A 24,121-nucleotide genomic window follows, 5' to 3' on the forward strand; every position below is an offset into this window, starting at 1 on the left:
ACTTCCTTCTCTTTCACGGACCGGTGGGGGTTGGCCACCGGACGTCTGTTGGACTCAGGGGTGCGGGGCTGGCTCAGTGGCTCTTGGCGAGCGCGCCCTGGATGTAGCTGGAGGCCAGGAGCACGAAGACGTACGCCTGGACGGCCTGGATGAACAGCTCGAAGATGGTCATCGCGAGGACCATGACGAACGAGACGCTGCCGTAGGCAATGCCGATGCCGTTCATCAGGTACCACGCGGCCAGCGTGAACATCACGATCAGCAGGTGGCCGGCGAACATGTTCGCGAAGAGCCGGACCGCGTGAGTGAAGGGCCGGATGATCAAGTTCGAGAAGAACTCGATCACGACGACGAGCGGCATGACCCAGCCGAGCGACTTGTCGTAGCCGGTGATGTTCTTCCAGCCGCCGACGAATCCGTGCTTCTTGAAGGTCAGCGAGACCCACAGGACGTACACGATGCCCGCCAGAACAGCCGGGAAGGCGATCAGCGAAGTGACCGGGAACTGGGCGAGCGGAATGATCGACCAGACGTTGAGAATCCACACGAAGAAGAACAGCGACACCATCAGCGGGACGTACTTCTCGCCGTCCTTCTTGCCGATGATCTCGTACACGATGCCGCGGCGTACGAAGTCGTAGCCCGCCTCACCGATCATCTGAACCTTGCCCGGCACCAGCTTCGGCTTGTTGAAGGCCGCCCAGAAGAAGGCGACGATCAGAACCGAGCCGAGGAGCGCGAGCAGCATCGGCTTCGTGAATTCAAACCCCGACACCGTGAAGATGGGCTTGTACACGAAGGTGTGGAGGCCCGGAGCCGGGAACCCGCATCCGGTGAAAATGTGGCAGCTCGCATCAAAGGCAAGCGTTGTGTCAGCACTCACCGCGGGCTCCTTCAGCGTGGCGCATAGGTACGGCAACCTCGTTGTGTCGGCGCGGCACGGAGCCGCGGGTCGGCACTGGACTGGTGGTCTTACGGACGTGGGCGGGGCGGTTCGGCATCGAGCCTCGCGCTGGGACAGGCGTCAGCTCGGATGCCCGCGCCCGCAGTGCCGCAGTTGGCACCGGACGATAGCAGGATCTCGAACGGCCATTTATCCCGGCCCTACCCTTCACGTCGAGGGCCCTGTCTTCTTCGGCTTGTCGGCCTCGGACGAACTGGGCTCAACGTAAAGGATCTTGGCTTTCAGGTAGGAGCGCGCCTGCGCCGCGATCCAGACGACAGTTGTCGCGAGGAGCGTGAAGGCGAACACCTTGAAGTCGAACAGGTCGGTTCCCTTGAACAGGGCCAGGAAACCGAAAAGCAGCAGCAGTTGAGTGACATAGAGCAAAAGCCCCATGCCCTGGAACAGGTGCGGCAGCTGCTTCGCGGTCTTCTGGAGCGCCACCAGTCCGATCCCCATGAAAGCGATGGCCACCGCCGCACCCACGACTGCGCCGAGCGCCCCCTTGCCACCGACGACCAGTCCGCCGATCACGACGGCGACAGCGCCGACGGCAGCGGTGGGTACGACGGTTTGAAGGAGGATGCGGGCGTCGTTGGACGGCATGGCGGCAGCTCCGCTAGATGGTGGGGGCAGTAAGTGTCGTCATGGACGAGCGTAAGCCGGGACCGAGGTGTCACCTCGTGCCCAAAGGGCCGTCGCACTACGGTCCTTCGGCCCTGTCGCCGGGTCTCGTGAACGGTATCACAAACTATTTGATGAGGTCTTTACCAAGAGGTGTGCCGACTGTCACACATGAGAGTGACTCCGCCCGTCTGTGCACGACACGGCGACACTTTGGCTGGTATTGGGATGCAGCGCGCCAAATCGTCAGCGAGACGTTCCGGCCTTGCGCCGCTCGGGGAACCGAGAACGGGGCCCGATGGCGGTCGCGCCGTTGACGCCCGCCGGCATCGGAGCGCGCTCCTGCGGCTCGTCCACCGCCTCGTCCGTCACATCCGTCGCATCGGCCGCGTCCGCCGAGTGCCACTCCCTGCCGCTCCTGCGGTATCGCGGCGGGACAAAGGCCTCCGCCCACCGCGGGGCGCGCGGCGTGAACCGCGGCAGCAGCAGGAGCACCAGGCCGACCGCGCTCAGCGTGACGATGCCCAGGACGATCCACATGCTCGCCGAGTGCACCGAGTAGGCGACGGCGCCGAAGGCAATCAGGGCCGACCAGAAGTACATGATCAGCACGGCGCGGCTGTGCGAGTGGCCGATTTCGAGCAGTCGGTGGTGCAGGTGTCCGCGGTCCGCGGCGAACGGCGACTTGCCCTGCCAGGTACGCCGCACGATGGCCAGCAGCAGGTCCGCGACCGGGATCGCGATGATCGTCAGCGGCAGCAGCAGCGGGATGAAGACCGGCAGCATCGCGTGCGTGGCCTCGCGCTTGCCGCCCGCGAAGAGCTTCATCGCGTCCGGATCGACCTGTCCCGTGACCGAGATCGCACCGGCGGCCAGGACCAGGCCGATGAGCATCGACCCCGAGTCGCCCATGAAGATTCTGGCCGGATGCATGTTGTGCGGCAGGAAGCCGACGCACATGCCCATCAGGATCGCGGCGAAGAGGGTGGCGGGGGCGGCCTCCTCGATTCCGTACCCGTACCAGATCCGGTACGCGTACATGAAGAACGCCGCCGAGGCGATGCAGACCATGCCCGCCGCGAGGCCGTCGAGGCCGTCCACGAAGTTCACCGCGTTGATCGTGATCACGACGAGCGCGACGGTGAGCAGGTTGCCCTGCCAGGCGGTCACCGAGACGGGGCCGATGCCCGGGACGGGCAGCCACAGGATCGTCAGACCCTGCATGACCATGACGCCTGCGGCGATGAACTGGCCGCCCAGCTTGATCAGGGCGTCGATCTCGAATTTGTCGTCCAGTACGCCGATGAGCCAGATCACCGCGGCGCCGGACAGCAGCGCGCGCGGCTCGTTCGACAGCTCGAAGACGCTGTTCAGGTTCTGCAGATGGTCCGCGACCAGCAGACCGGCGCACAGACCGCCGAACATCGCGATGCCACCGAGCCGAGGAGTCGGCTCCCGGTGTACGTCGCGGGCACGGATCTCCGGCATCGCGCCGGTCGCGATGGCGAACTTCCGCACCGGTCCGGTCAGCAGATATGTCACCGCCGCCGTGACGCAGAGCGTCAGCAGATATTCACGCACGGGCTGCCCCACAGGTATCGCCGGCCATCTCAGCCCCACAGCCTAGCTTTGCGGCCACGCACTCGAAGACATACGGGTACCGGCTGATGGTTGCACGACCCGCTCGGGCGCGTTCAATCCCGTGCTGGATACGGCGGAAACCCGTCCGCCAGCTCCCGTACCTCCGTCAGCGCTTTCCTGTCCTCGCGCAGCGCCATCGAGAAGAGCTCCGCGATACGCGCCATCTCGGCCTCGCCCATGCCCTGCGTGGTGACGGCCGCAGTCCCCAGCCGGATGCCGCGCGCGTCGCCGTACGGAAGGGCGCATGTGTCGAGCACCATGCCGGCGGCCGCCAGGCGGCCGCGGGCCGTACGGCCGTCCATGCCCAGCGGAGCCGTGTCCGCGGTGATCAGGTGGGTGTCCGTGCCGCCGGTGGTGACGGCCACGCCCTCGGCCGCGAGCCCCTCGGCGAGCGCGCGGGCATTGGTGACCACCTGATGGGCGTACGTCGTGAACGCGGGCGCCGCCGCCTCCCCGAGGGCGACCGCCTTGGCGGCCACCGTGTGCATCTGGGCGCCGCCCTGTGTGAAGGGGAACACGGCGCGGTCGATGCGCTCGGCCAGGTCCGCGCCGCACAGGAGCATGCCGCCGCGCGGGCCCCGCAGCACCTTGTGGGTCGTGGCGCAGACGACATCGGCGTACGGGACGGGACTGGGCGCCGCTCCCCCGGCGACCAGGCCGATGGGGTGGGCGGCGTCGGCGATCAGGTAGGCGCCGGTCTCGTCGGCGATCTCGCGGAAGAGCGCGTAGTCGGGGTGCCTGGGGTAGGCGATGGAGCCGACGACGATGGCTCGGGGGCGGTGCGTACGGGCCAGGAGGCGGACCTGGTCGTAGTCGATGATGCCGGTGTCCGGTTCGACGCCGTAGCCGATGAAGTCGAACCAACGGCCGGAGAAATTGGCCGGGGAGCCATGGGTGAGATGTCCCCCGTACGGGAGTCCCATCGCCAGCACGGTGTCGCCCGGGCGCAGCAGGGCGGCGTACGCGGCGAGGACCGCGGCGGAGCCGGAGTGCGGCTGGACGTTGGCGTGCTCGGCGGCGAAGAGGCTCATGGCGCGGTCGATCGCGATGCGCTCGGCGACGTCGACGATCTCGCAGCCGCCGTGGTGACGGGCGCCGGGGTAGCCCTCGGCGTACTTGTTGGCGAGCGGGGAGCCGAGGGCGGCGAGGACGGCGGGCGAAGTGAAGTTCTCGGCCGCGATCAGCTGAAGTCCGCCGGCCTCGCGGCCCATTTCGCCGAGGATGACATCGGCGATCTCCGGGTCGCTGCGGCGCAGCGCGTCGAAGTCGGGGCCTGGGGCGGTGTGCGCCTGCTGAACGGTGGCTGCGGGTGCGGTGGTGACCGGCATGGCTGGCTCCGGGCCTGGCAGGGACTTGCGGCCCCTCCAATGTAGGACGCCCCCTGGCGGCCCGCCCGGCGTACGACGCGTCTTTCTTCCCCCGGCCCCGCGTCTGCCCGAAAGTCGTCAGTGGTGGGCCGGGACGCCCGTGAGCGCCGTGACCACCGGGTCCAGTGCCGTGTTGATCTCGTCGCCGATCGAGCGGAAGAACGTGATGGGCGCACCGTACGGGTCGTACACCTCGTCGGCCTCCACGCTGGGCGCGAGCAGCCACCCCCGCAGTGCCGCCGCCGCCCGTACGAGGGCCCGCGCGCGCTCCACCACGCCGTCCTGGAGCGGGTCGGGAAGCGTCGCCGGGTCTATGGCCCGTACGAGCCGCGTGAACTCCTTGAGCGTGAAGGTGCGCAGGCCCGCCGAGTGGCCCATGGAGATGACCTGGGCGCGGTGGTCGCGGGTCGCGGTGAGCACGAGGTCGGCGCGGATGACGTGCTCGTCGAGCAGCTCGCGTCCGGTGAAACCGGCTGCGTCCGCACCGAAGTCGGCGAGCACGGCGGCGGCGTTGGCCTCCATGGGGGCGCCTTCGTGCCCCCAGGTGCCCGCGCTCTCCACGACGAGGCCGCCCGTCAGGGGGTCGCCGAGGCGGTCGATGAGGCCATGGCGGGTCAGCCGCTCGGTGATCGGCGAGCGGCAGACGTTGCCGGTGCTGACGTGGAGGATACGGAAGGTGTCGCTCGTACTGCCTTCGGCTATGCCACGCCCGTCAAGGGCGGTCAACTGGCCACCTCGAGGTCGGGTACGACCTTGCGCAGCTCCTCGGCGTCGAGCGCGCCGGCCCGCAGTAGGACCGGGACCTTGCCCGTGACGTCGACGATCGACGACGGGACAATGCCGGGGGTCGGGCCGCCGTCGAGGTAGACGGAGACGGAGTCGCCGAGCATGTCCTGGGCGGCGTCGCAGTCCTCGGGGGCGGGGTGGCCCGTGAGGTTGGCGCTGGAGACGGCCATCGGGCCGACTTCGGTGAGCAGCTCGATGGCCACGGGGTGCAGCGGCATGCGGATGGCGACGGTGCCGCGCGTCTCGCCGAGGTCCCACTGGAGGGACGGCTGGTGGCGTGCGACGAGGGTCAGGGCGCCGGGCCAGAAGGCATCGACGAGCTCCCAGGCCTGCTCGGAGAAGTCGGTGACCAGGCCGTGCAGGGTGTTCGGGGAGCCGATGAGGACGGGCGTGGGCATGTTGCGGCCGCGGCCCTTGGCCTCCAGGAGGTCGCCGACGGCCTCGGCGCTGAAGGCGTCGGCCCCGATGCCGTAGACGGTGTCGGTCGGCAGCACGACCAGCTCGCCACGACGGACAGCGGCCGCGGCTTCGCGAAGACCGGTCTTGCGGTCGGTCGCGTCGTTGCAGTCGTATCGCCGTGCCATTTAACGGGCCTCCTCGGGCGGGGTCTGGTCTGGTACGCCGCCGGTCACGGCATGGCCTTGCGGGCCGTAGCGAAGCGGGGCCGGTTGTTCAGGTCGGGGTGGTCGGCGGCGTCGGCCCAGCCCCGCTCCTCGGTGAAGATCCACGGGACCTGGCCGCCCTGGGTGTCGGCGTGCTCGATGACCACGACGCCGCCGGGGCGCAGCAGGCGGTGTGCGGTGCGCTCGATGTGGCGGATGAGGTCGAGGCCGTCCTCGCCGGAGAAGAGGGCCATCTGGGGGTCGTGGTCGCGGGCCTCGGGGGCGACGTACTCCCACTCGGTGAGCGGAATGTACGGCGGGTTGGAGACGACCAGGTCGACCTGTCCGTCCAGCTCGGGCAGGGCGGTGCGGGCGTCGCCCTGGTGGACGGTGACGCGCGATCCCTCGGCGTTCTTACGGGTCCACTTGATGGCGTCGTCGGAGAGCTCCACGCCGTGCACGCGCGAGCGCGGCACCTCCTGTGCCATGGCGAGCGCGATGGCACCCGATCCCGTGCACAGGTCGACGATGAGCGGCTCGACGACGTCCATGGCGCGTACGGCGTCTATGGCCCAGCCGACGACCGATTCGGTCTCGGGGCGGGGCACGAAGACCCCGGGCCCGACCTGGAGCTCCAGGAAGCGGAAGAAGGCGCGTCCGGTGATGTGCTGCAGCGGCTCGCGGGCCTCGCGGCGCGCGACCGTCTCCCAGTAGCGGGCGTCGAAGTCGGCGTCCTTGACGTTGTGCAGCTCCCCCCGCTTGACACCGTGCACGAACGCGGCGAGCTCCTCCGCGTCGAATCGCGGTGAGGGCACGCCGGCGTCGGCCAGCCGCTGGGTGGCCTGAGCCACCTCGGCGAGCAGCAGATTCATCCCGGTCCTCCGGCTTGCAGGGGGCTTTACTGGGCGGCCGCGAGTTTGGCGGCGGAGTCCGCGTCGACGCAGGCCTGGATCACGGCCTCCAGGTCTCCGTCGAGTACCTGGTCCAAGTTGTACGCCTTGAAGCCCACGCGGTGGTCCGAGATGCGGTTTTCCGGGAAGTTGTACGTACGGATCTTCTCGGAGCGGTCAACTGTGCGGACCTGGCTGCGGCGCACGTCGGAGGCTTCCTGCTCGGCCGCTTCCTGGGCCGCGGCGAGCAGCCGCGAGCGCAGGATGCGCATGGCCTGCTCCTTGTTCTGGAGCTGGCTCTTCTCGTTCTGGCAGGAGGCGACGACGCCGGTCGGCAGGTGCGTGATGCGGACCGCGGAGTCGGTGGTGTTGACGGACTGGCCGCCGGGGCCGGACGAGCGATAGACGTCGATGCGCAGGTCGTTGGCGTGGATCTCGACGTCGACCTCTTCGGCCTCGGGCGTGACGAGCACACCGGCCGCCGAGGTGTGGATGCGGCCCTGGGACTCGGTGGAGGGCACGCGCTGCACGCGGTGCACCCCGCCCTCGTACTTGAGCCGCGCCCAGACGCCCTGGCCGGGCTCGGTCGCGCCGTTGCCGCCCTTGGTCTTCACCGCGACCTGGACGTCCTTGTAGCCGCCCAGCTCGGACTCGGTGGCGTCGATGATCTCGGTCTTCCAGCCGACGCGCTCCGCGTACCGCAGGTACATGCGCAGCAGGTCACCGGCGAACAGGGCCGACTCGTCGCCGCCCGCGCCCGCCTTGACCTCGAGGATGACGTCCTTGTCGTCGCTGGGGTCGCGCGGGACGAGGAGCAGCCGCAGCTTCTCGGTGAGCTCGTCGAGCTGCTTGCCCAGGACCTTGACCTCCACGGCGAAGTCCGGGTCGTCGGCGATGAATTCCCGTGCCGTCTCGATGTCCTCGCCGGTCTGCTTCCAGGCCCGGTACGTGCCGATGATCGGGGTCAGCTCGGCGTAGCGCTTGTTCAGCTTGCGCGCATTGGCCTGATCCGCGTGGACCGAGGGGTCGGCCAGCTTCTTCTCAAGATCGGCGTGCTCGCCGATCAGGTCCTCGACCGCCTCGAACATCTTCGGGCTCCTGGGTAGCAAAAAACGAAAGGGAAGTGCGGACTGTGCGTCACGACAAAGCGCCGGTCCTCCCCGCCCCTGTACGGAGCGGCCGAGGACCGGCGCAATGGCTCGCTACTTCGCGGCGGCAGCCTTGCCGAAGCGGGCCTCGAAGCGGGCCACACGGCCACCGGTGTCGAGGATCTTCTGCTTGCCCGTGTAGAACGGGTGGCACTCGGAGCAGACCTCGGCACGGACGTTGCCGCTGGCGATCGTGCTGCGGGTGGTGAACTCGGCGCCACAGGTACAGCTGACCTGGGTCTCGACGTACTCGGGGTGGATCTCGCGCTTCAAGGTGTCTCCTAGTTTCGGGAGGGCGCCGGGTCGTGCGCGCGGATTGCGCGTACGTGAACCGGGGCCGACGTACCAGTCTGCCAGCACTGGCCGCATCTCCCAAAACCGGGGACGGACCGGAACTATTCCCGGCTCTCTACCGGCTCGCTTCACCGGCTTCGCTCGCCACGACATCGCCCGCGTCGCCCTTGTCCCCCGCCGAGTCCTTGGTGGCGGAGGCCGGCACGGGCTTGTCCTGGCGCAGGGCGTCCCAGACCTGCCGGCCCTGGCGCTGGAGCGGAATGACGCGGTTGGGGTCGGCCGGGTCGTACTGGACGGGGAGCGTCACCATCTCCATGTCGCCCGCGCCGATGCCCTTGAGGCCGCTCGCGAAACTCGCCAGCTCCTTGACGGAGGCCAGGTCGGAGTCGGTGGTGACGGTCTTGGTGGCGCTGTCCGCGAGGTCGTACAGCTTCTTCGGGCTGGTGAAGACGCCGACGTCCTTGACCTGGTCGATCAGGGCCTTCATGAAGGCCTGCTGGAGCTGGATGCGACCGAGGTCACTGCCGTCGCCGACACCCTTGCGGGTCCGTACGAGACCGAGCGACTTCTCGCCGTCGAGGGTGTGCGTGCCGGGCTTCAGGTGGAGGTGGCTCTTGTCGTCGTCGATGGCCTGCTTGGTGGTGATCTCCACCCCGCCCAGGTCGTCGACGAGCTCGGTGAAGCCGGTGAAGTCGACCTCGATGTAGTGGTCCATGCGGATGCCGGACATCTTCTCGACGGTCTTGACGGCGCAGGCGGGGCCGCCCGTCTCGTACGCCGTGTTGAACATCTGGCGCTGTCCGCCCGGGACGGTGCCGCCGCCGCTGTCGGACGTGCACGAGGGGCGGGTGATCAGGGCGTCGCGCGGGATCGAGACGACGCTGGCCTTCTTGTGGCCCTCGTAGACGTGCACGACCATCGCGGTGTCGGAGCGGGCGCTGCCCTCGTCCTTGCCGTACGCGGCGTTGTCGCCGGAGCGGGAGTCGGAGCCGAGAACCAGGATGTCCAGCGAGCCGTTGTCGACGTCGCCGGGGCGGTCGGCGCCGAGCTGGGTGTTGATGTCGACGCCCTTGAGGTTGCCGTTGAGCTTGAAGTAGACGTATCCGAGCCCTGTGCCGCCCAGCAGCACCACGCTTGCCGCAGCCCATGCGGTGAGGGTCCAGGCCCTGGAGCGGCTGCCGGGCTCCTTCCGGCGTTTGCCGGTGCCGCGTATTCGGCCGCCCCTGCTCTGCTCGGTCATGGTCTCCCCAGTTACGGTTTGTCGGCACTTGTGAGACGACAGATGAGCGTGAAGGGTTGCACAACGCCCTGTGGCCCCTGCTGGGGGCAGGGGCCACAGGGCGTTTGGCGTACGACGCGGGCGAGCGGGACGCGAACCCCTCTCACCAGGGATTTCAGCCGAAGATGTTGTACTGCTGCCAGCCGGTTCCGATGTTGATGCGTGTGGCGAAGATCTCCGAGGAGGCCTTGCCCGTACCCGGGTAGAGGTAGAGCGTGCCACCGGGCGTACGGGCCAGGTAGTCGGCCTTGCCGTCACCGGTGATGTCGCCGGCCGCGTCGAAGGCGTTGTAGCCGCTCCACGTACGGACCTCCTGGCGGGCGGAGAAGGCGGCGGTGCCGGCCTTGCCCGTGCCCTTGTAGAGGAACATCTCCGAGGTGCTGGACTTGCGTGCGATCAGGTCGGCCTTGCCGTCGCCGGTGAAGTCACCGTTGCCGCGTACCGAGTTGTACTGGCTCCAGCCGGTGCCGACCTGGACGCGGGCCTCGAAGGTGCCGTTGCCCTTGCCCGGGTAGATCCACAGGACGCCCGAGGAGTCGATGGACAGCATGTCGGGCAGGGCGTCGCCGGTGACGTCACCGGGGACGATGATCTGCCGCCTGGTGCTCCAGCTGGACGCGATCTTCGTCTCGGCCCAGGTCTCGGTGGACGGCACCCAGTGCAGCCAGTAGACGTCGCCGCTGCCCTTGACCCGGATGACGATGTCCTCGTAACCGTCCCGGTTGAGGTCGGTCTGGAGGATCACATTGGTGCCGCTGAAGTCGCCCCAGGAGACGCGCGTGGCGAACGAGGTGCCCTTTGACGTGTACTGGAACAGCTCGCCGCCGGTGCTGCGGCGGGCGAAGACGTCGGCCCGGTGGTCACCGGAGATGTTGGCGTCGTCGACGCGCGGGACGACGGAGCCGGCGTACGTGCTGACCTTGCTGTAGACGCTGTAGGCGCCCTTCTCCACGCAGTCCTCGATGCCCCACGAGACGACGCCGACGATCTTGCCGCCGACGACCAGGGGGCCGCCCGAGTCACCGTTGCAGGCCGACACGGTGCCGCTGTCCTGGCCGCTCGCGGGCTGGCCGGCGCAGACCATGTGGCCCTTGACGAACTCGCCGCCGAGCTGCCAATTGGCGCACGTGGTGTCGGAGTTGATGGGCAGGGTCGCCTTGCGGAGCGTCGGCGAGATGTTGTCGTTGGTGGAGCTGGTGCGGCCCCAGCCGTAGACGGTGGCGCTGGTGCCCGGCTTGTACGACGTCGTGTCGTCCGACTTCGTGATGTTGATCGGCGTGGCCTTGACGGGGGCAGCCAGGGTCAGGACCGCGATGTCGTTGTCCAGCGTGGTGTCGCTGTACGACGGGTGGTTCCACTGGCGCCAGACACCGGTGACCGCGCCGCCGTGGCCGTCGGCGGTCGCCAGCTTCTCGGTGCCGGTGACGACGACGCCCTTGTTCTTCCAGTCGGCACCCTTGACGCAGTGGGCGGCGGTGAGGATCTTCGTCGGCGCGATGACGGCGCCGCCGCAGAAGAACGAGTTGTCGCCGTCCTCGTAGAAGAGCTGCGCCATCCACGGGGCCGAGGAGATGGTGGTCGTCGTACCACCGATGATCTTCGGGTCGATGGTCGAGTCCGACGAGCTCGTGGAGAACTTCGACGCCTGCGGCGGCTGGTCGGCGCTCTTCGCGGCGGACGCGAGGCGGGCTTCCAGCTCGGCCTGCGAGGGGCCGCTGACGGCGGGCTCGGCGGTGGGCTTCGGGACCGGCACCGCGGCATTGGCCGGCGCCATGAGCATCACGCCCGCAACTGCGGCGGCGATCGCGGCGGTGGCGGCCGGTACGGCTATCCGTATCCGGCGGCGGTGCTTCCCGCCCTGCTTGCCAGAGATCACTCGGGACTCCTGTTCAAGATCTATGAGGACGCCCCAAATGGATCCCCCCACCTGTGGCCGGTTGATCGTACGACCGACTCCCGTTCAACGACAGCCACTTGTGACCAACGAGTGACTACAACTTGACAACATCTCCCCGTAAAACAGGTTTACGGCCGGACACAACAAAGCCGCCCCGCCACTTTCGTGACGGGGCGGCCGAGTTGGCGCTGCGGCGGTCAGTCGCTGCCGTTGCCCGACGGAGTCGTCTTGGCGATCTGCATCAGGAACTCGGCGTTCGACTTCGTCTGCTTCATCTTGTCCAGCAGGAGCTCGATCGCCTGCTGCGAGTCGAGTGCGTGCAGCACCCGGCGCAGCTTCCAGACGATGGCGAGCTCTTCCGCGTTGAGGAGGATCTCCTCCTTACGGGTGCCGGACGGGTCGACGTCGACAGCCGGGAAGATGCGCTTGTCGGCGAGCTTCCGGTCGAGCTTGAGCTCCATGTTGCCGGTGCCCTTGAACTCCTCGAAGATCACCTCGTCCATGCGCGAGCCGGTCTCGACCAGCGCGGTGGCCAGGATGGTCAGCGAGCCGCCGTCCTCGATGTTGCGCGCCGCACCGAAGAAGCGCTTCGGCGGGTAGAGCGCGGTCGAGTCGACACCACCGGACAGGATGCGTCCGGAGGCGGGAGCCGCAAGGTTGTACGCACGGCCCAGACGGGTGATCGAGTCCAGCAGGACGACCACGTCGTGACCCAGCTCGACGAGACGCTTGGCGCGCTCGATGGCCAGCTCGGCGACGGTGGTGTGGTCCTCGGCCGGGCGGTCGAAGGTCGAGGAGATGACCTCGCCCTTCACCGACCGCTGCATGTCGGTGACCTCTTCGGGACGCTCGTCGACGAGGACGACCATCAGGTGGCACTCGGGGTTGTTGACGGTGATCGCGTTGGCGATCGCCTGCATGATCATGGTCTTACCGGTCTTCGGCGGGGCCACGATCAGGCCACGCTGGCCCTTGCCGATCGGCGCGACGAGGTCGATGATCCGGGTCGTCAGCACGCCCGGGTCGGTCTCGAGACGCAGACGGTCCTGCGGGTACAGCGGTGTCAGCTTGTTGAACTCCGGGCGCCCGCGGCCGGATTCGGCCGCCATGCCGTTCGCCGAGTCGAGGCGGACGAGCGCGTTGAACTTCTCGCGGCGCTCGCCGTCCTTGGGCTGGCGGACGGCGCCGGTGACGTGGTCACCCTTGCGCAGACCGTTCTTGCGGACCTGGGCCAGCGACACGTACACGTCGTTCGGACCCGGCAGGTAGCCGGAGGTCCGGATGAACGCGTAGTTGTCGAGGATGTCCAGGATGCCCGCGACGGGGATCAGGACGTCGTCCTCGGAGACCGGCGGCGCATCGCTGCCGAACTCCTCGCGGCCACGACGGCCACGGCGGTCGCGGTAGCGGCCGCGGCGGCCACGGCGGCCACCCTCGAAGTCGTCGTCGTCCTGCGGTCCGGCCTGGCCGCCCTGGGCCTGGCCGCCCTGGCGCTGCTGGCGCTGGCCGCCCTGGTCGTCGCCCTTGCCGCGGTCACGGCGCTCACCGCGCTCGCCACGGTCCTGGCGATCGCCACGATCGCCGCGCTCGCCACGGTCCTGGCGGTCACCGCGCTCGCCGCGCTCGCCGCGGTCACGCTGGCTGCCGCGCTCACGGCGGTCACCGCGCTGACCGCGCTCCTGGCGGTCACCCCGGCGGCCTTCGGCGGTGTCGACGGCAGCCTCGGCCTTGGCCTCGGGCTGGGCGTCGGTCCTGTCGGCCTTCACCTCGGTCTTGGGCTCGGCCCGTACCTCGGTGACGACAGAGCTCTCCGGGCTGCCCGCCTGCGCGGTGGCCCGGCGCCGGCGGCGCTCGCCGACCGGCTGGTCGTCGCTGGCCGGCTGCCCGGGAATGTCGATCTGCTGCTGGGCCACGGCCTTCTCGGCAGCGGGCGCAGCAGCGGCGGCGGGTGCAGCGGCCGTGGCCGCCGCCTCGTCGCCCGTACGGGCCTTGGAGGTGGCGCGGCGCTTCGGCTTGGTCTCGGCGGCAGAGCCGGCCGTGTCGGCGCTCTTGGCGGAGGATGAGCCTCCGGCCTGCGCCTCCTTGATGACCTCGATCAGCTGGCTCTTGCGCATACGCCCTGTGCCCCTGATCCCGAGGCCGGACGCGACCTGCTGCAGCTCGGCCAGGACCATGCCCTCGAGGCCGGTGCCGGAGCGGCGGCGCCGTGCGGCACTACCAGTGGCAGCACCTGTGGCGGGCGCGGCGTTGTCGACATTGTTGTCGGCAGTCACGCCCATCAGATCGGTGGTGTCGCTCACGAAGGGTCCTTCCCTGGAGCGGACGTCGGCCTGTCTGGCTCGGCGACCGGTTGTGCTGTCCGACTGCGGTCTTGGAAAACCGTGCCGGGGCGGTGGTCCGCCGGATACGGCGGAGGAGATAAACGTGCTGGATTCCGGCTCTTTACCGGTTCCGGAGCGTGCTCGAAACTGCTCAGGCAGGCTGCTCAGGCAGTTGGGGAGGCTCCCGGAAGAATGGTGGTCCCGAACGGGGACACGATGCACCGCGCCACAAGGACGCCGGGTGCAGACTTGAGATTAACACTACCGGATCCAACAAATATTCCCCCTCTCGTTCACCGGCAATCGCGTGTCACGACGAGCCGAGCGGCAAAACGCTCGCGCCCGTGGCGTCGAGAGCCAGCCTGTTGGCTGCCCACCCCTCGCCCGCCAGCTGTGCGACCTTGTCGGCCGCACTGTCCTCGACCAGAGCGAGCACCGTAGGGCCCGCACCGGAGATGACTGCTGGGACGCCGTCCGCGCGCAGTCGGTTGACCAGGGCCACGCTCTCCGGCATCGCCGGGGCGCGGTAGTCCTGGTGAAGTCGGTCTTCTGTGGCCGCGAGCAGGAACTCGGGACGCCTGGTCAGAGCCTCCACGAGCAGTGCCGCGCGGCCCGCGTTGGCCGCCGCGTCCACGTGCGGGACGGTACGCGGCAGCAGTCCGCGGGCGGTCTCCGTCAGCACCGGCTTTCCGGGTACGAAGACCACCGGAACGATGGAATCTGCGGGGTCCATCCTGATCGCCCGCGCCGCGCCCCCGTCGGTCCATGCCAGCGTGAAGCCGCCGAGCAGGCAGGCGGCGACATTGTCGGGGTGGCCCTCGATCTCGGTCGCCAGCTCCAGCAGGGCGGCGTCGTCGAGCTTCGCGTCGCCGCCTATGGTCACGGCGCGCGCGGCGACGATGCCGGCGCAGATGGCGGCGGAGCTGGAGCCGAGGCCGCGGCCGTGCGGGATGCGGTTGGCGCAGACGACTTCGAGGCCGCGCGGCTGTCCGCCGAGCAGGTCGAAGGCCGTACGCAGCGACCGTACGAGCAGGTGACTCTCGTCGCGGGGCAGCGTCTCGGCGCCCTCACCTGCGATGTCGACGTGCAGGCCGGAGTCGGCGACCCGGACGACGACATCGTCGTAGAGCCCCAGCGACAGGCCCAGGGCATCGAAGCCAGGACCGAGATTGGCGCTGGTGGCGGGAACGCGCACCCTTACGGCGGCGGCGCGGAACGCGGGACCGGCCATCGCTCGACGACTCTCCTTGTGGGACTGCGGGATTTTCACTGCGACATTTTGAGACTGCGACATTTTGCAGGACGTACGAACACCCGAAGGCCATGACGGCGGCAGCACCGCGGCATATGCGGCGGGGCGGGTTGAGTACAGCCTATCGAAGGAAGGTTCTGTGACGACATAGGGCGCACAGGAGGCGCACGATGCGTGTCGCGTACCGTCCTGTGCGCCTATGTCTGACCTTACGGCCTTTACGTTTGCGCTTGAGCCCGCGTTTGTGCGCTTCTGCGCCTACGCGAGGCCGAGGCGCTCTGCGGCCGTGGCGGCGTCCACCGGCACCGTGACCGGCTGCGGCGCTCCCGCCACCGCCCAGTCCGGGTCCTTGAGGCCGTTTCCGGTCACTGTGCACACGATCTTCTGGCCGGGGTCGACCTTGCCCTGTTCGGCGGCCTTGAGCAGACCGGCGACGCTGGCCGCCGACGCGGGCTCGACGAAGACGCCCTCCTGCGCGGCCAACAGCCGGTAGGCGCGAAGGATCTCACGGTCCGTCACCTCGTCGATGAAGCCGCCCGACTCGTCCCGCGCCTCAAGGGCGTACTGCCACGAGGCGGGGTTGCCGATGCGAATCGCGGTGGCGACGGTGTGCGGGTCCTTGACGACCTCGCCGCGCACGATGGGCGCCGAGCCGGAAGCCTGGAAGCCCCACATTCGGGGGGTGTGCGTGGCGATGTTGTCGGCCGCGTATTCGCGGTAGCCGCGCCAGTACGCCGTGATGTTTCCGGCGTTGCCGACGGGAAGTACGTGAATGTCGGGGGCGTCACCGAGCGCGTCGACGATCTCGAAGGCGGCGGTCTTCTGGCCCTCGATACGGACCGGGTTGACCGAATTGACCAGCGCCACCGGGTAGTTGTCCGACAGGCCGCGTGCCAGCGTCAGACAGTCGTCGAAGTTTCCGTCGACCTGGAGGATCTTGGCGCCGTGGATCAGCGCCTGGCCCATCTTGCCGAGCGCGATCTTGCCCTGCGGCACGAGTACGGCGCAGACCATTCCGGCGCGTACGGCATAGGCGGCGGCCGAGGCCGACGTATTGCCGGTGGAGGCGCAGATGACGGCCTGCGCGCCCTCTTCCTTGGCGCGGGTGATCGCCATGGTCATGCCGCGGTCCTTGAAGGACCCGGTGGGGTTGGCGCCCTCGACCTTGAGGAACACCTCGCAACCCGTGCGCTCGGAGAGGACCTGCGCCAGTACGAGCGGCGTACCGCCCTCACCGAGCGTGACGACCGGCGTCGTCGCCGTCACCGGAAGACGGTCCCGGTATTCCTCGATGATGCCCCGCCACTGGTGGGTGCCCTTGCTGGTCATGGGTCCTTACTCCCCTTCAACACGCATGATGCTGGCGACACCGCGCACGGTGTCGAGCTTGCGCAGCGCTTCGACGGTCCCCGAAAGGGCGGCGTCGGGCGCGCGGTGGGTGACGACGACGAGAGACGCCTCGCCGTCTCCGTCCGGTCGGCCTTGCTGGCGGACCGTATCAATCGATACGCCGTGCTCGGCGAAGACCGTGGCGACCTGGGCGAGTACGCCCGGCTTGTCGGCCACGTCGAGGCTGATGTGGTACCGCGTGACAACCTCGCCCATCGGGCTGACGGGCAGCCGGGTGTACGCGGATTCGCCGGGCCCGGTGGTCGCGGCGACGATGTTCCGGCAGACGGCGACGAGGTCGCCGAGCACGGCCGACGCGGTCGGCGCACCGCCGGCGCCGGGACCGTAGAACATCAGCTGCCCGGCCGCCTCGGCCTCGATGAAGACCGCGTTGTACGCCTCGCGTACGGAGGCCAGCGGGTGGGTCAGCGGGATCATCGCGGGGTGGACGCGCGCGGTGACGGACTTGCCGTCGGCGGCGCGCTCACAGATGGCGAGCAGCTTGACCGTGCACCCCATGCGCTTCGCGGAGGCGATGTCGGAGGCAGTGACCTCGGTGAGCCCCTCGCGGTGTACGTCGCCGATCCGCACCCGGGTGTGGAAGGCGATTCCGGCGAGGATGGCGGCCTTGGCGGCGGCGTCGAATCCCTCGACGTCGGCGGTGGGGTCGGCTTCGGCGTAACCGAGCGCGGTGGCCTCGTCGAGCGCCTCGGAGTAACCGGCTCCGCTCGTGTCCATCTTGTCGAGGATGAAGTTGGTCGTGCCGTTGACGATCCCGAGCACGCGGTTGACTTTGTCCCCGGCGAGGGACTCGCGCAGCGGCCGTACAAGCGGAATGGCACCGGCCACGGCGGCCTCGTAGTACAGATCCCGCCCGTGCTCTTCCGCAGCGGCGTGCAGGGCCGCGCCGTCCTCGGCGAGCAGCGCCTTGTTCGCGGAGACGACCGACGCGCCGTGCTCGAAGGCGGTCGTGATGAGCGTACGGGCGGGCTCGATGCCGCCGATCACCTCGATGACGACGTCGATGTCGCCCCGTTTGACCAGGGCGGTCGCGTCGGTGGTGACCAGCTCGGGATCGATGCCCTCACGGACCTTGGAGGGACGCCGCACCGCGACCCCTGCGAGCTCGACAGGGGCCCCGATGCGGGCGGCGAGGTCGTCGGCGTGCGTCGTCATGATGCGCGCCACCTCTGAGCCGACCACACCACAGCCCAGCAGCGCCACCTTCAGCGGACGCGTACGCATCATCCGACCTCGTTTCCTCTAAAACTTGAGTGTGAACCAGTCTCACTCACTGGACGGGAGTTTCTGCCCCTCGTCCAGATTGCGAGACATCTATTTCATCAGCCGACATCAAGACGCAGGAGATCTTCCTCCGTCTCGCGCCGGACAATCACGCGCGCCTCACCATCATTGACGGCGACGACGGGCGGGCGCAGCGAGTGGTTGTAGTTGCTCGCCATGGAACGGCAGTAAGCGCCGGTGGCGGGCACGGCAATCAGATCCCCGGGCGCGAGATCGGCGGGCAGGAAAGCATCCCGGACCACAATGTCCCCGCTCTCGCAGTGCTTGCCGACGACGCGGCTGAGCATCGGCTCGGCGTCGGAGGTCCGGGACACGAGAGCCACGCTGTACTCGGCGTCGTACAGGGCGGTGCGGATGTTGTCCGACATGCCGCCGTCCACGCTGACGTACGTACGCAGGCCCTCCAGCGGCTTGATGGTGCCGACCTCGTAGAGCGTGAAGGCGGTGGGCCCGACGATGGCGCGTCCCGGCTCGACGGAGATACGGGGGGTGGCCAGCCCGTGCGCCTCGCACTCCCGGCCGACGATCTCGTTCAGCGCCTTGGCGATCTCGTGCGGCTCGGCGGGGTCGTCCTCGGAGGTGTACGCGATGCCGAGGCCGCCGCCGAGGTCGATCTCGGGCAGCTCGACGCCGTGCTCGTCCCGTACGTCGGCAAGCAGCTGAACGACGCGCCGCGCGGAGACCTCGAACCCGGCCATGTCGAAGATCTGGGACCCGATGTGCGAGTGAATCCCGACAAGCTCGATCCCGTCGAGCTTGAGGGCCCGCCGCACGGCTTCGGCGGCCTCCCCGCCGGCGAGCCCGATCCCGAACTTCTGGTCCTCGTGGGCGGTCGCGATGAACTCATGCGTATGAGCCTCGACGCCGACCGTCACCCGGATCTGGACGCGCTGCCGCTTACCCATGCTCTGCGCGATGTGCGCGACGCGGACAATCTCCTGGAAGGAGTCGAGAACGATCCGCCCGACGCCCAGACGTACGGCGCGCTCGATTTCTTCGGTGGACTTGTTGTTCCCATGAAAAGCAATGCGCTCGGGGGGCATGCCGACGTCGAGGGCGGTAGTCAGCTCGCCGCCGGAGCACACATCGAGATTCAGCCCCTCTTCCATCAGCCAGCGGACGACGGCCCGCGAGAGGAAGGCCTTGCCCGCGTAGAACACGTCCGCGTCCGGCCCGAAGGCGTCGGCCCATGCCCGGCAGCGGGCGCGGAAGTCGCTCTCGTCGAGGAAGTAGGCGGGCGTACCGAACTCCTCGGCGAGGCGGCTGACTTCGATGCCGCCGACGGTGACTACGCCGTCGCTGTTACGTCGTACGGTCCGGGCCCAGACCTTCTCGTCGAGGACGTTGAGGTCGGCCGGCGGGGCGGTGTAGTGCCCCTCGGGGTAGACGTCGGCGTGACGGGGCCCGGCGGGGTGTGCGGAACGGCTCATGGTTCTTCTGTCTCTCTCACAGATGTTCGGGGGCACTGATGCCGAGCAAGGACAGGCCGCCGGCGAGCACCGTCCCGGTGGCCTCGGCGAGGGCCAGTCGGGAGCGGTGGGCGACCGAGGGTTTCTCGTCGCCGAGAGGCAGGACGGGGTGGGCGTCGTGAAAGCGGAAGAAGCTTTCGGCGGTCGCGTCGAGGTAACGGGCGAGCCGGTCGGGGGCGCGGTGGCGGGCGGCGGCTTCGAGGACGACGGGGTAGTCGGCGAGGGCGCCGAGGAGGGGCGCGGCGTGGCGTCCGTAAGCCGCTTCGTCACGTGCTTCGAACCCGAGGGCGGCGGCATTACGGGTGAGCGCCCGGGCGCGGGCGTGGGCGTACCGGACGCGGAAGAGGGGGTTGCTCTCGCGCTGAACGAGGAGGTCGTCGGGGCGGGCGACGGAGGTGGGCCAGAGGACACTCCACACGGCGGCGTCACGCCCGAGCCGGCCGACGACCTCCCGGAAACCACCGTCCGCCGCCCCACTCCTCACAACGGTCACGCCCTGGGCCTGCATCAGCCGGGCGACGGCGTCGCCATGGGCCCCGGCCGCGACTTGGACGACCTGGCCGGCTCCGTCGACAGAGGTCCCGTGCCCGTACGAGCTGCGCTGGATGAGGACGGTACGTACGACGGCATCCTGAGCAGGGCGGACGAGCGTGAAATTCAAGAATCCCGGCCCGGTGATCTCGACGTCGGCGATCTGCTCGTCGACGACGAGGATGCGACGGAGAATCTCGGCCACTTCGCGGGCGGGCAAACTCGCCGACCCAGCCAGCTTGAGGGCGACATTGGAGGCGTAATCCCCACGCCCCCCGGGCCGCGGCCGCTCGACGACGGCCCGCTCCGGCACCGGCGCTCGCAACACGTCCTCCTCGACGGCGCGACGCACGGCGCGCAGCACGGTACGGGAGAGCTCGGCGGGGGTCACGGGACAAGCGTATGGGAGGAGGGGGGTCCCTTAGCGAACCGGTTTCGCCATCCGGTCACGGGCGTCGGCTGAGGGCCCTCACCCGACGGCACTCCCCGCCTGCCCGGCCTCATGCCTGCCGTCGGCAGACGGCGGCTCCTCCTGGTGCATCAGCTGCCGTACGAGCCTGACCAGCGCGGCCGGCTCGAAGGGCTTGGCGAGAAAGGCGTCGACGCCGGAGGCGAGGCCGCTCTCCACCTCGTACTGCGTACAGGCGCTGATGATCGCGACGGGCAGATGAGACGTCCGCGGGTCGTCGCGGAGGCGGGCGGCCGTACGCAAACCGTCGAGGCGCGGCATGACGACGTCGAGCGTGACGACATCAGGCCTGACCCGCTCGACAATGTCCAGACACTCGGCACCATCGGCCGCGGTCACTACCTCGAAGCCCTCCAGCTCGAGATTGACCCTGATCAACTGCCGGATGACCTTGTTGTCGTCCACAACAAGCACCCGACCGGACGCCCCTGGCACAACTCGAGGGTAGGTTGCCGCCCGGGGCTGCGTCCGGGTTTTGTCCACTTCCACCCCGTGCGGGGTACGGCGACGATGCGGCCGGGGAACGAAATACCTGTTCATGGTCACCCGGCAGGAGCTGGTAGTGTTCAACCCGTCGCCACGCTTACTGCGGCGGTACGCCCCCGTAGCTCAGGGGATAGAGCAACGGCCTCCGGAGCCGTGTGCGCAGGTTCGAATCCTGCCGGGGGCACCTTGTACGAGGTGCCCAAAGACCCCGCCATCAGCGCTTCGCTGAGAACGGGGTCTTCGCGTATGCGCAGCCGTATGCCGCTCTGAGTAGCCGTATGACGGACTCTGTGGACTATTCGTGGACACGATCTTGGCGCGTCGGCGCAGGTCGGCCGCGTCACGGGGAATGAGCGTGCCACTGGTACTCGCGTAACAGGTCCTCGATCTGAAAGTCCTCAGCCAGCTTTGGCGATGATGCGGTCCATCTCCTCCCGACCGAAGGCCCGCAGGGTCGTGGTACGGACGTTGCCCAACCCGCCGACCTGCAAGAGCAGCGCAGTGGCGGTCTGGTCGTCGGGCGCCTCTACGACCGCCACGATGTCGTACGAACCGACGGTCCAGTAGATGTTCAGGACCCTCGCCCCGAGCTTCTGTGCCGCTGCGGCGAAGACCTCGGCGCGCTGCGTGGTGTCCTTGTAGGCCCGGATCCCCTGATCGGTCCAGTTCAGCAACGTGACAAACGTCGGCATGGTCTTTCACTCCCAAGGAAGAAGACACAACACATCGTGTGTCGATTCTGGGCATTGCGCGCGCAATGCGCATAGGGAGCGCGCCAGAACGAGTGATGCGAGCGGTCAGCGCTCGAACTCCCCAAGCGGTGGTCAGCTCGCCGACACGACCTGCTGTACGAGGCAGCGGGTCTCTATGGACCCTCGACGGTCCAGCGGTCCTCCTTCGACCTCGAACCAGCCGAAGTTAGATGGGTCCTCCGGGAGCGAGGCGCGAACGCAGCACCCTGACCTGGGTAGACGCTCCGCGCTCCAGGATTAGAGCGGCCCGGACCCTATTCGGGACAAAGGATTTCCCGGAGACACTGAAGCCATGCCCGCCGGAGCGTCTCCGGGCTCATCGAGAAACCAGACTCAAGCCACTTCATCGACGTGTTTGCTGCATGCTTTCTCGATCTTGTCGAGGAACCGGAAAGCCTCGAACCAACCCTCACCCGGCTTGGCGTCGCGCACCGCCTTATGAAGGGACTCGATCAGCTCCTTGTATGTGGCGCTCCACAGCTTTCAGAGCCTCTGTGAGAAGTACGGAACGGCACAGGAATCCTACGGGACTCACTTCGCTGTTCAGTGCGAGCAATGCCGTGTCACCTTCCGCGCCACAACGGTGGTCCGGGCTGATCGCCGTCCCGTAACTGCCGTCCATTACACAGGTACACAAGGCATGAGCATGGGGTTTTGAGCAAAGACTGAGGGTTGAATTCAGCTAGCGCTCTCTTCGTCCTGGTTCGCCTACGGCTCGCAGCGCCCGCAGGCCGCGCTCCGTCGACGATGAAGTGGGCGCAGCTGCTCGATGGGCCCCTCGCGGTTAGTTGAGTGCGCGGCGCAGCACCTGGAGCGAGTCCACCTCGGGGAAAGCCCTCGGGATCTGCTGGGCAGCTTGCTCGATGAGCAGTTCCAGCACTCCGGGCGCTGCGTTGTGCAGCACCTCATGCAAGTACACGTCCAGTTCGGCCGCGTCGGCCGGAAGCTTCAGCTCCGCTGTGAACGGCGTGCCGTCAGTCTTGTACCTGCCCGGTGGCAACCCGACCTTCTCCGGGTGCACACAGACCGGCACGCCGGCCGCTGTGTACCGGTGGCCGTCGACAGGGTTGAACTGGCAGTCGTGCGAAGGGCGCTCGAACACATCGAATTCGCCGAGCGGAAATCGACGGGACGGGCAGATGCCACACGCAGGATGTACTCCACCGGTGAGGAAAGGCTCAGCCATAGCGCGCAGCGTAGCGCTGACCTGTGGGCGCCCCGACTCACAGTGGTAGGTCAGGTTGTGATGAGCACTGGGTCGCTGTTCGCGTCGGAGGTCATTGAACGTCGTAGCAGCACGCGTCAGGCGCCGGTTCACCATGTGAGCGCCGCAACAGGATCACCCACGACGCGGAATTGCTGGACGGAGACCTCAAGCATCGGCGTCCGATCTCGGACGCGGACATGACCGATGCGATCGGTCTGGCTGACCCGTGGGGCCGTGCACAGGGCTACGAACTGTCCGCCCGCAGCCCCCATGTACGGTGCGTCAGCGTCCGGCCGCGAAGCCCAGGAATTCCGCCCAGCTCTTCTGCGGGAAGGCGAGTTGCGCCTTGGCCGGTGCTTTTGAGTCCCGCACGTGAACGGTATCGGGTGTGGCAGCCACTTCCAGGCACGCGCCACCCTCGTTGCCGCTGTAACTGCTCTTGAACCAGGCGAGTTGCGCGGAACCCTCGGTGCTCATCGGTCTGCCTGCATCCTCTCGATCAGTTCGAGGGACTCTCGCGGAGTGAGTGCTTGAGCCCTGATACTGCCGTAGCGTGCGGCCAGGATACGGACCTCCTCGGCATCCGTCGCCAGACGCGTATGGTTCTGGACTTCCGTGTAGCCAACCTGCGGCTTCCCTTTGGGCGTCAATAGGATGAAGGGCCTCCCATCCCGGCGTGCTCGCTTCTGTCCATCGGCATGACCTGGAGCTCGACGCTGCGCAGCCTTCCCAGCCTGAGCAGCTGTTCGAGCTGCTCCTTGTGCACTTCCCACCCACCGATCGGCCGCCGCAGCGCGGCCTCTTCCATCACCGCTGTGACCATCGGAGACGGCCAGCGGGTCAGGATCTCTTGACGGCCCATATGAGAGGCCACCCGCTGCTCGATCGTCTCCTCATCCAGCAGGGGCTTTCGCATCTGGTACAGGGCCCGCGCCCGCCGTTCGGTCTGGAACAGGCCGGGAATGTCATGGCTGCTGTAGTCATTGACCTCAACCGCTTCCGCTTCCAGCCGCGCGTAGTCCCGGAACCAAGCCGGATGCCTCACACGTGCCCTGGCCTTTGCCCGCGCCACATCTTCCTTGGTCGCCTTCAACAGGCCACCCGCGTCCAGCAGATCGTCAGCTGCGTCCAGCAGCTCCGGCTGCGGTGTCCTGCGCCCGCGCTCCAGCGACGAGATCAGGTCCTCGCCGTACCCCAGGCGGTCGCCCAGATCCTTCTGCGTCAGCCCGGCCCGCTCCCGCAGCAGCTTGAGCTGCTTGCCCACCGCCCGGTTCAGATCCGCCGCGCCGTCCGTGTCCTCCGGCGGATCGGGGCGGCGCTCCGCGTCCCGCTGATGAATGCCGTCCGTCATCGTGACCACCGCCCAACCCGCGCACCCGCCCGCCCGGTTACTACCGCCACCCCGGACAAGCAACCGACCGTACCGGTACACGCACTCTCCGTACCGACGGCTTCCCTGGTCAGCGTAC

The 24,121-nt window shown here is 68.3% G+C and carries 21 protein-coding genes, 1 tRNA gene and 1 pseudogene; 1 reads left to right on the forward strand and 22 read right to left on the reverse strand.

Annotated features, from left to right (window positions below; translation table 11 throughout):
- Nucleotides 1–73: 73 nt before the first annotated feature.
- The 18 genes from atpB to J7I98_RS29810 form a co-directional block, all read right to left on the reverse strand.
- Nucleotides 74–883, reverse strand: a complete 810-nt coding sequence (atpB, locus tag J7I98_RS29725; RefSeq protein ID WP_214928127.1) for a F0F1 ATP synthase subunit A — start codon at nucleotides 881–883, stop codon at nucleotides 74–76.
- Nucleotides 884–1,111: 228 nt separating this feature from the next.
- A complete protein-coding gene (locus J7I98_RS29730) occupies nucleotides 1,112–1,549 on the reverse strand; it encodes a hypothetical protein (protein WP_214928128.1) in 438 nt (145 codons plus the stop codon).
- 264 nt (nucleotides 1,550–1,813) lie between these two features.
- The gene (locus J7I98_RS29735) at nucleotides 1,814–3,148 is read right to left on the reverse strand and encodes an MraY family glycosyltransferase (RefSeq protein WP_214928129.1); all 1,335 of its coding nucleotides are present in this window, start codon (nucleotides 3,146–3,148) and stop codon (nucleotides 1,814–1,816) included.
- A 113-nt stretch (nucleotides 3,149–3,261) separates the two neighbouring features.
- Nucleotides 3,262–4,536, reverse strand: a complete 1,275-nt coding sequence (gene glyA / locus J7I98_RS29740) for a serine hydroxymethyltransferase (RefSeq protein ID WP_214928130.1) — start codon at nucleotides 4,534–4,536, stop codon at nucleotides 3,262–3,264.
- A gap of 117 nt (nucleotides 4,537–4,653) precedes the next feature.
- Entirely contained in the window at nucleotides 4,654–5,301 is a 648-nt protein-coding gene (locus J7I98_RS29745; RefSeq protein ID WP_214928131.1) for a protein-tyrosine-phosphatase, read from the reverse strand.
- On the reverse strand, nucleotides 5,298–5,945 hold the full coding sequence (locus tag J7I98_RS29750) for an L-threonylcarbamoyladenylate synthase (protein ID WP_214928132.1): 648 nt from the start codon (nucleotides 5,943–5,945) through the stop codon (nucleotides 5,298–5,300). The genes J7I98_RS29745 and J7I98_RS29750 overlap by 4 nt, the downstream gene beginning before the upstream one ends.
- A 44-nt stretch (nucleotides 5,946–5,989) precedes the next feature.
- Nucleotides 5,990–6,835 (reverse strand): peptide chain release factor N(5)-glutamine methyltransferase, encoded by an 846-nt coding sequence (prmC, locus tag J7I98_RS29755; protein WP_214928133.1) that lies wholly within the window; start codon nucleotides 6,833–6,835, stop codon nucleotides 5,990–5,992.
- A 26-nt stretch (nucleotides 6,836–6,861) separates the two neighbouring features.
- Entirely contained in the window at nucleotides 6,862–7,941 is a 1,080-nt protein-coding gene (gene prfA / locus J7I98_RS29760; protein WP_214928134.1) for a peptide chain release factor 1, read from the reverse strand.
- Nucleotides 7,942–8,055: 114 nt separating this feature from the next.
- A complete protein-coding gene (gene rpmE, locus J7I98_RS29765) occupies nucleotides 8,056–8,274 on the reverse strand; it encodes a 50S ribosomal protein L31 (protein WP_214928135.1) in 219 nt (72 codons plus the stop codon).
- 136 nt (nucleotides 8,275–8,410) lie between these two features.
- The gene (locus tag J7I98_RS29770; protein ID WP_214928136.1) at nucleotides 8,411–9,535 is read right to left on the reverse strand and encodes an LCP family protein; all 1,125 of its coding nucleotides are present in this window, start codon (nucleotides 9,533–9,535) and stop codon (nucleotides 8,411–8,413) included.
- A 154-nt stretch (nucleotides 9,536–9,689) separates the two neighbouring features.
- Nucleotides 9,690–11,447 (reverse strand): trypsin-like serine protease, encoded by a 1,758-nt coding sequence (locus tag J7I98_RS29775; RefSeq protein WP_308377993.1) that lies wholly within the window; start codon nucleotides 11,445–11,447, stop codon nucleotides 9,690–9,692.
- A 221-nt stretch (nucleotides 11,448–11,668) separates the two neighbouring features.
- Nucleotides 11,669–13,771 carry a transcription termination factor Rho gene (gene rho, locus J7I98_RS29780; protein WP_214928137.1) on the reverse strand — a complete coding sequence of 701 codons (2,103 nt, stop codon included), beginning with the start codon at nucleotides 13,769–13,771 and terminating at the stop codon, nucleotides 11,669–11,671.
- Between the two features lie 331 nt (nucleotides 13,772–14,102).
- Nucleotides 14,103–15,023, reverse strand: a complete 921-nt coding sequence (gene thrB / locus J7I98_RS29785) for a homoserine kinase (RefSeq protein ID WP_214928138.1) — start codon at nucleotides 15,021–15,023, stop codon at nucleotides 14,103–14,105.
- A 279-nt stretch (nucleotides 15,024–15,302) separates the two neighbouring features.
- Nucleotides 15,303–16,373 (reverse strand): threonine synthase, encoded by a 1,071-nt coding sequence (gene thrC, locus J7I98_RS29790; RefSeq protein ID WP_214928139.1) that lies wholly within the window; start codon nucleotides 16,371–16,373, stop codon nucleotides 15,303–15,305.
- Nucleotides 16,374–16,379: 6 nt separating this feature from the next.
- Entirely contained in the window at nucleotides 16,380–17,678 is a 1,299-nt protein-coding gene (locus J7I98_RS29795) for a homoserine dehydrogenase (RefSeq protein ID WP_214928183.1), read from the reverse strand.
- A 98-nt stretch (nucleotides 17,679–17,776) separates the two neighbouring features.
- Entirely contained in the window at nucleotides 17,777–19,168 is a 1,392-nt protein-coding gene (gene lysA / locus J7I98_RS29800) for a diaminopimelate decarboxylase (RefSeq protein ID WP_214928140.1), read from the reverse strand.
- 16 nt (nucleotides 19,169–19,184) lie between these two features.
- Entirely contained in the window at nucleotides 19,185–20,129 is a 945-nt protein-coding gene (gene nrtL, locus J7I98_RS29805) for an ArgS-related anticodon-binding protein NrtL (protein WP_214928141.1), read from the reverse strand.
- A 78-nt stretch (nucleotides 20,130–20,207) separates the two neighbouring features.
- A complete protein-coding gene (locus J7I98_RS29810; RefSeq protein ID WP_214928142.1) occupies nucleotides 20,208–20,747 on the reverse strand; it encodes a response regulator in 540 nt (179 codons plus the stop codon).
- Between the two features lie 58 nt (nucleotides 20,748–20,805).
- On the opposite strand from J7I98_RS29810, the gene J7I98_RS29815 reads away from it, so the two are divergent.
- A tRNA-Arg gene (locus tag J7I98_RS29815) sits at nucleotides 20,806–20,877 on the forward strand.
- Between the two features lie 214 nt (nucleotides 20,878–21,091).
- On the opposite strand, the gene J7I98_RS29820 is transcribed toward J7I98_RS29815, so the two are convergent.
- From J7I98_RS29820 to J7I98_RS29835, 4 genes and pseudogenes are all read right to left on the reverse strand, one after another.
- The gene (locus J7I98_RS29820; RefSeq protein ID WP_214928143.1) at nucleotides 21,092–21,385 is read right to left on the reverse strand and encodes a GYD domain-containing protein; all 294 of its coding nucleotides are present in this window, start codon (nucleotides 21,383–21,385) and stop codon (nucleotides 21,092–21,094) included.
- Nucleotides 21,386–22,229: 844 nt separating this feature from the next.
- The gene (locus J7I98_RS29825; RefSeq protein ID WP_214928144.1) at nucleotides 22,230–22,631 is read right to left on the reverse strand and encodes a hypothetical protein; all 402 of its coding nucleotides are present in this window, start codon (nucleotides 22,629–22,631) and stop codon (nucleotides 22,230–22,232) included.
- 303 nt (nucleotides 22,632–22,934) lie between these two features.
- Nucleotides 22,935–23,129, reverse strand: coding sequence for a DUF397 domain-containing protein (locus J7I98_RS29830; RefSeq protein WP_214928145.1), 195 nt, complete (start codon nucleotides 23,127–23,129; stop codon nucleotides 22,935–22,937).
- Nucleotides 23,126–24,003: pseudogene (locus J7I98_RS29835) on the reverse strand (helix-turn-helix domain-containing protein). Before J7I98_RS29835 ends, J7I98_RS29830 begins: the two are co-directional and overlap by 4 nt.
- Between the last annotated feature and the right edge of the window lie 118 nt (nucleotides 24,004–24,121).

Source organism: Streptomyces sp. ISL-98 (genome assembly GCF_018614055.1).
GTDB lineage: Bacteria > Actinomycetota > Actinomycetes > Streptomycetales > Streptomycetaceae > Streptomyces > Streptomyces spiramyceticus.

Excerpts from the sequence above, each read along its gene's own strand:
- prmC (WP_214928133.1), bottom strand. The coding sequence starts at position 6,835 with ATGAATCTGCTGCTCGCCGAGGTGGCTCAGGCCACCCAGCGGCTGGCC.
- J7I98_RS29750 (WP_214928132.1), bottom strand. The coding sequence starts at position 5,945 with ATGGCACGGCGATACGACTGCAACGACGCGACCGACCGCAAGACCGGT.
- prfA (WP_214928134.1), bottom strand. The coding sequence starts at position 7,941 with ATGTTCGAGGCGGTCGAGGACCTGATCGGCGAGCACGCCGATCTTGAG.
- glyA (WP_214928130.1), bottom strand. The coding sequence starts at position 4,536 with ATGCCGGTCACCACCGCACCCGCAGCCACCGTTCAGCAGGCGCACACC.
- J7I98_RS29820 (WP_214928143.1), bottom strand. The coding sequence starts at position 21,385 with ATGCCGACGTTTGTCACGTTGCTGAACTGGACCGATCAGGGGATCCGG.
- J7I98_RS29795 (WP_214928183.1), bottom strand. The coding sequence starts at position 17,678 with ATGCGTACGCGTCCGCTGAAGGTGGCGCTGCTGGGCTGTGGTGTGGTC.
- J7I98_RS29825 (WP_214928144.1), bottom strand. The coding sequence starts at position 22,631 with ATGGCTGAGCCTTTCCTCACCGGTGGAGTACATCCTGCGTGTGGCATC.
- J7I98_RS29830 (WP_214928145.1), bottom strand. The coding sequence starts at position 23,129 with ATGAGCACCGAGGGTTCCGCGCAACTCGCCTGGTTCAAGAGCAGTTAC.
- thrC (WP_214928139.1), bottom strand. The coding sequence starts at position 16,373 with ATGACCAGCAAGGGCACCCACCAGTGGCGGGGCATCATCGAGGAATAC.
- J7I98_RS29810 (WP_214928142.1), bottom strand. The coding sequence starts at position 20,747 with ATGAACAGGTATTTCGTTCCCCGGCCGCATCGTCGCCGTACCCCGCAC.
- J7I98_RS29730 (WP_214928128.1), bottom strand. The coding sequence starts at position 1,549 with ATGCCGTCCAACGACGCCCGCATCCTCCTTCAAACCGTCGTACCCACC.
- thrB (WP_214928138.1), bottom strand. The coding sequence starts at position 15,023 with ATGGCCGGTCCCGCGTTCCGCGCCGCCGCCGTAAGGGTGCGCGTTCCC.
- lysA (WP_214928140.1), bottom strand. The coding sequence starts at position 19,168 with ATGAGCCGTTCCGCACACCCCGCCGGGCCCCGTCACGCCGACGTCTAC.
- J7I98_RS29770 (WP_214928136.1), bottom strand. The coding sequence starts at position 9,535 with ATGACCGAGCAGAGCAGGGGCGGCCGAATACGCGGCACCGGCAAACGC.